The sequence below is a fragment of the Vibrio sp. M260118 genome, assembly GCF_036533755.1.
Lineage (GTDB): Bacteria > Pseudomonadota > Gammaproteobacteria > Enterobacterales > Vibrionaceae > Vibrio.
Genome location: NZ_JATABG010000214.1, coordinates 1 through 6,008 on the forward strand (window position 1 = coordinate 1; position 6,008 = coordinate 6,008).

Sequence of the window (6,008 nt, forward strand, 5' to 3'; positions counted from 1 at the left end):
GGTGCGCATAAATAAACCAGCTCGACCTTGACGTTGTTGAAGCTCGCGAACATATTTGCCTGAACTGATGCAAAATCATTTGGATCCATCAACATAATAAAGAATGAAGACAAGCTACCAAACAATTGACCCAATATGACGCCCAGCAGAAGAAGTACCATTAAGTTCTGACGTTCGCCACGAAAATAGAAGCTGAACAGCAAGAGTGAAAAGCCCAACATAACCACTACGGACAATCCGAAGTTGAAGTACGCGTTCAACGCTAGGCTACTCATCCCGCCAAGCATCACTACCACCAGCACCTGAGTAAACAGATACAAGGCATCAAAGCCCATAATACTTGGCGTCAAAATGCGGTTGTTGGTAATGGTTTGAAAAACTAACGAAGATTGTCCTATCGCAATGCCCGCGATAATCATGGCCAATACTTTGGGAACTCGACGTGACAAAAAATACTCATAGTTGTCAGCATTCAAACCAATACCGATAAATAGAAAGCAAAAAAGAACTGTGATTGCGCAAAGGCTAACTAATATCACTCGATCACGCATGCTTATGCCCCTTTAAGATAAAGAAGATAAACACGGTGCCACCAAGAATACTAATTATGGTTGAGATTGGGATTTCGTACGGAAAGATAATGATACGCCCTGCTAAGTCACAACAGAGTACGATGATAGCTCCAAGCGTCGCCGTTAACGGAATGTTCTTACGCAGGTTGTCGCCATAGAATCGACTAACTAGATTGGGGACAATCAAACCTAAGAATGGCAGCATGCCGACGATCATCACGACAGTTGCCGACATGACTGAAACCAGCAACACACCGATAACCAAAACCTGTTGGTAGTTCAAACCAAGGTTGGTCGCAAAATCTTTACCTAAACCAACAGCCGAGATTCGAGCTGCATATAAGTAACTAAAAATCGCCACCGGGATTGCAATATAGAGTAGTTCATAATCACCCTGGAGCAGATTGGCGAAATTGGCGACGGTCCAGCTTGATAAATTCTGCAGAGCATCGTATTTATAAGCCACAAACGTCGCAAGTGAGTCTATAACATTACCGAAAATGATGCCTATTAAAGGGACAAAAACAGCATTTTTAAATTGAATTCTGTTGATGAACTGAACGAACAGCAAAGTCCCAGCCATTGACATAGCAAAGATGAGCCAGAGCTGATTTCCATTGCCAAACAGAACTAAACTGAGAACATACCCTAGCATGGCGCATTCTATGGTTCCTGAAGTGGAAGGAGAGGCAAATCTATTTTGACTGATTTGCTGCATGATCAAACCTGCGATACTCAGCCCTGCGCCCGCTAGCAACACCGCTACAAGACGAGGAATGCGACTGGTCCAAAATAGGTTCCAACTTGCTAGGTCACCCGCTATTAACGAAGCAATGTTTAACTGCCCAACACCAACGAACAGTGACGCTAAACTTAATATAATTAACGCCAACAATAACTTTTTCACTTGTTTTCTCTTTTTACGCAAAAGCCCCAAGCAATTTCTGCTTGAGGCTAGGTTGTGTCTTTTCGTTGTTTTAGTTTGCTAAAGTGGTTACCGACTTCACATCGTCTATCATCTTCTCAGTTGCTCGGATACCCGCAGAAGACAAATACCAAGCATTGATGTCTAGGTAAGCCAACTTATTGTTCTGGTAAGCATTGGTCGATTTAACAAGGTCGTTCTCAAAGTCACGCTTTACCGTGCTCTCTTTACCCTTGTTGATTAAAATATCTTTGTCGATGACAAGTAGTGTCGATGGGTTCTTTTCTCGGATGAACTCGTACGAAACAAGATCGCCGTGACGGTTCTCTTTGATTCCTTGTACCGACTCTTTAAAGCCAAAATCCTTATAGATGGCCGAGAAACGTGACTGAGCGCCAAAAGTAGTCACGTTGCCTCCCGCACTCATCACGGTCAATGCATCGGTATTGTTTGCACTATTTGCAGCTTTGATCGCTTGGAACTGTTTATCTAACTGTTGAATTTTGTCTTCAACAAACTCTTGTTTATTGAACACCTTTGCTAGGTTGCGCCATTGTTGCTGCGTGCTCGTCCAGTAACCTTGCTTTGAATCGGCCGCGAACACAATAGTAGGGGCAATTTCGGCAAGTTCTTTATATTTACTCGCCGCTCTCGAACCGATAATAATGACGTCCGGTTTTTGAGTATAAATGGTTTCAAAATCTGGTTCGTGTAGGCTTCCGGCTGAGACAAAACTATAGTCACGGTATTCTGCCAGATAGTCGGGGAACATGCTGACCGTTGAAATGGCGACAGGTTCAACCCCAAACGCTTTGACCGTATCCAACGCAGCTAAGCCAATCACAACCACACGCTCTGGGGATGACTCTAATATGGTTTTGCCTTGCGCATGTTCAATCTCTATTACGTTGGCATTGGCACCGAATGCTAATAGACCCATGGTCAATGCAACTACAGACAACTTCATTACTTAACTCCATAATTAATAATGCAATCCATTATCATTTAGATTTGTAACAATGTCATCCGCTATTTACATAAATTACATTGCAAGGGATGGAGAATAGGATTGAGCGACAAAAAAAGGAGCGATAATCGCTCCTTAAATGTTTTAGAAAAAGTCGATTGACGAGCGACCCTGCCCCTTCTTAGATTTAGATTTGCCAGTCTGGCCAGATTGGGAAGTATTGCTTTGACGTTTATTTTTGCTTGGCTTAGATTGCTTGGCAGGTTTTTCTACTTTGTTTTGTTTTTCTTCGAGCTGTGTGACCGGTGCGTCACACACCACCACATAGTACTCTTGGTTGAACTCAAAAAAATCACCGTCATACATCTTGCGTCGTTTACGCGTTTCCAGTTCACCATTTACAGCGACATAACCTTCAGCAATGAGGTGTTTTGCTTCCCCGCCACCGCCTACCAGATTGGCAATTTTGAACACTTTATATAGCTCTATTGGCTGAGAAGATACCTCTATGCCGATCGCTTCAATTTCTATCTCATCGCCTTGTTCGTACTCATCAACCATACGATACCTTGTGGTACTACCTATCAGACCAGTGAGTCTAATCTCAATACCGATAGAAATAAACTATTGATATCAACTCGCTCCCATTAACATTGCACATAACGGATGAATAGCACCGTTCCAATAAACACAACGAATGACACTCACCTGACATAAATCACTTTTAGCTGACGGTTTTTCCAAGTTGGAAAAGTAGCTTTTCCGCCTATTCCACGCCGTTTGTATTACTTTACCTACATCAACGCAGTGCATAGGAAGCAACTGTTCCCTAATATCGAACAATAAGAGACAGCAGAAATGAAAACGAGCAATATGAATGTTCTTGTACTCGATAGCCAACCGATTATGCGCGAGGCAATTTCACAATTTGTTTTTGATAGTTTCAGCAACACTAATGTTTACCAAGCAGCGACGTCTTCTCTTGGTACGCAGATGGTAAAAGCCCATGAGATTGACTTAGTTTTGCTTGATGTTGATTTAACAGGGTCAGACGGTTTTGAGTTTGTACGTCGGGCTAGAGCACACGGCTACAAAGGGCGAATCCTATTTATCTCTAATAACCTTCACCCAATGTATTCGAGTACCGCAAGAAAGCTTGGCGCAAATGGGTATGTGACCAAGCAAGAGAGCACAGAAGTCATTCGCGAAGCGATGCTTAGAGTGGCTCAAGGCTACTCAGTTTTCAAACGCAATGACGCTGAGAAGAAACCCCGTTGCACCACTCTGTCAAACCGTGAAACTGTGGTCTTCAACTATTTAGTTAAAGGTTATAGCAATAAAAAAATCTCGGAAATTTTGTCACTCAGTTCAAAAACTATCAGCACCTATAAGTCACGAATTCTTGAAAAATACGAAGTTGATTCAATCGTTGAACTGATGCGACTACAAAAATACGTTTATGTCGATGTTTCTACGCCTACAACAAATGCTGCTTAAGTTTGTCCGCTAGCAAACGGTGAAGGGAGTTGTCGTGATTAACGAGTTTGTAATTGGCAACCACCGACATCGGATGTTCCGGTTGTAGATGCTTAGGTAAGACTTCAATCGTATAACCTGGCATTGCTTCTAAATGGCGGCTTGCAGGGAGTAAAGTGGCGCATTCTAGCTCATTGAGAACCTCGAATAGACAAGTAATGTTATCGACCGTCGCAATTTTGTTTATGCCCATGCCATGTGCTTCAAGCGCTCGCTTTATCACCGCCTTTTTATCTTGCCAACCTTTCATCTCCATAAGCACAAAGCGCATCTTGAGTTTGTCTTGCAAAGTGCGATGTCCATAACAATCGGCACAGATGACCGCACCTTCCAGTTTACCGAGATGCTGTTGATAGATGGTTTTAGATAACTCAGGATTGAAGTACTGAATACCTATATCTAAGGTCTCTTCGTGAATATCTTGAACAGAAGAATCTGACCAAGTGGTAATATGGACTTGAGCCTTTGGAAACATCTCAATTAAATCAATCAATAGCTTTTTTCCAACCAAGTATTGGTAGAGACTAGGCAGAGCGATCACGATAGGTTTTTCGTAACTAGCTGGGTCAAACTCTATTGGCTGAACCGCCTCATCAATCAGTTCCAATCCTTGGGTCACCTTGGGTAACAAACTAAGGGTAAATTCTGTCGGTTCAAACTCAAACGTACTCCGAACGAACAGCTGATCGCCCAATTGCTCACGCAGCTTAGCGAGATGCTTACTTATAGCACTCTCAGTCTTACCCAATTCTTTTGCAACGGGCCTCAGTTGACGATATTTAACTAACAGAGGGATGACCTTAAGTAGGTTAAGATCAAGCTGTGATTTCATAAACTTACCTATAATAAGTGACTCTATTTTATAAACCAAAGTAGTAAACTGATAACATACTTACCAAGATTTGATCAGCGTATACGTTGTTTTATCCGCTAGGCAATTTTTTCATGAACATATCAGAAAAACCTTCATTTTTAGTGAGTTGCATAATATTACATTTAGCGATCCCACAAAAAGTTCAAAACAAATAGCAATAAAATTGCCCAGTCTGTGAGCAACCGTGTAAATTTGTAATCCAATCGGATAATAATGCCGCAGACCGGCTAGAGATCAAAACTCAATTGCTATATTACTAACAAGATAACTCAACTTGAAGCACAGAATGTCAATTCTAGGCAGACAAACTATCGCGTTTTCAGGAAGCTACCGATAAATGGATTATTCAATCGACAGCATAGTGTCTCACCCGCAACTGTCTTTAGTGTCGGACTCCAACACTGACAATAAGGAAGAGTCGTGTGATAAAGATGTCGGCCTAACGGGGGCCGAGCTCGATGATTTAATGAATAATCACTTTTGCCACATGATTGATGTCATGAACGATGGTATTTTCTACATGTGTCAGGATGACACTGTCTGTTTCTATAACCCTTCATTTTATGCCCGCTTTGGCATTGAATCGGGTCACACAGATTTAAACACTTGGTTAGATTTAGTTCATCCCCATGACCGAGCGCTGCTTGAAGGGGCTGTTGACGAACACATTCAACAAAACGACGTTCGCATTACAACCCAATATCGTATTCGTTGTACTAGCGGTCAGTACATCTGGTTAGAAGGAACGGCTGTCACAAAAACCATCAAAGGTCAGCGTTTTATGATCGGCCTTCATAAAGATGTATCAGACAAAAAGCTGATGGAAACATACATTCGCCAATCATCAACTACCGATGATTCATCAGGTTTGTCCAATGAAAAACAGCTTTCTATGGATATTGACAATCTATTAGGTATTGAGGGCGAATCTTACCACTTAGTTTATATCCAACCAGAAGTTACTCGAGCATATACGGCCCTTTACGGCTCACAGGTAATGCTGAACCTACTGGCGCATTTAAGAAGAGTGTTCAGCTACTTTCCAGAGAATGTCGTTGACATTTATCGCATTCATTCGCAAGACTTCGCTGTCATTGTCGAAGGCGACATCGACGAAGCAGCGTTAGACAAGTT

At 42.1% G+C, this 6,008-nt stretch carries 7 protein-coding genes; 2 read left to right on the forward strand and 5 right to left on the reverse strand.

From position 1 onward, the window contains the following. The 4 genes from QTO00_RS12950 to QTO00_RS12965 form a co-directional block, all read right to left on the reverse strand. Positions 1 to 551 (reverse strand): iron chelate uptake ABC transporter family permease subunit (locus QTO00_RS12950; protein WP_331425180.1); only part of this gene is annotated, 551 nt, incomplete at its 3' end. Continuing rightward, positions 544 to 1,479 (reverse strand): iron chelate uptake ABC transporter permease subunit VctD, encoded by a 936-nt coding sequence (gene vctD, locus QTO00_RS12955; RefSeq protein WP_331425181.1) that lies wholly within the window; start codon positions 1,477 to 1,479, stop codon positions 544 to 546. The genes vctD and QTO00_RS12950, both read right to left, overlap by 8 nt. 70 nt (positions 1,480 to 1,549) lie before the next feature. Further along, the gene (locus tag QTO00_RS12960) at positions 1,550 to 2,464 is read right to left on the reverse strand and encodes a siderophore ABC transporter substrate-binding protein (protein ID WP_331425182.1); all 915 of its coding nucleotides are present in this window, start codon (positions 2,462 to 2,464) and stop codon (positions 1,550 to 1,552) included. A 144-nt stretch (positions 2,465 to 2,608) separates the two neighbouring features. Then, positions 2,609 to 3,025, reverse strand: a complete 417-nt coding sequence (locus QTO00_RS12965) for an RNA-binding S4 domain-containing protein (protein ID WP_331425183.1) — start codon at positions 3,023 to 3,025, stop codon at positions 2,609 to 2,611. Between the two features lie 297 nt (positions 3,026 to 3,322). Between QTO00_RS12965 and QTO00_RS12970 the strand changes: the two genes are divergently transcribed. After that, complete coding sequence (locus tag QTO00_RS12970; RefSeq protein ID WP_331425184.1) at positions 3,323 to 3,961, forward strand: response regulator transcription factor; 639 nt, start codon at positions 3,323 to 3,325, stop codon at positions 3,959 to 3,961. Here QTO00_RS12970 and QTO00_RS12975 read toward each other — a convergent pair. After that, positions 3,942 to 4,832: a LysR family transcriptional regulator gene (locus QTO00_RS12975; RefSeq protein ID WP_331425185.1), complete on the reverse strand. Its 891-nt coding sequence runs from the start codon at positions 4,830 to 4,832 to the stop codon at positions 3,942 to 3,944. The two genes, QTO00_RS12970 and QTO00_RS12975, sit on opposite strands and share 20 nt — an antisense overlap. Positions 4,833 to 5,211: 379 nt before the next feature. Here QTO00_RS12975 and QTO00_RS12980 point away from each other — a divergent pair. Then, positions 5,212 to 6,008: PAS domain-containing protein (locus tag QTO00_RS12980; RefSeq protein WP_331425186.1), on the forward strand; the 797-nt coding region annotated here is incomplete at its 3' end.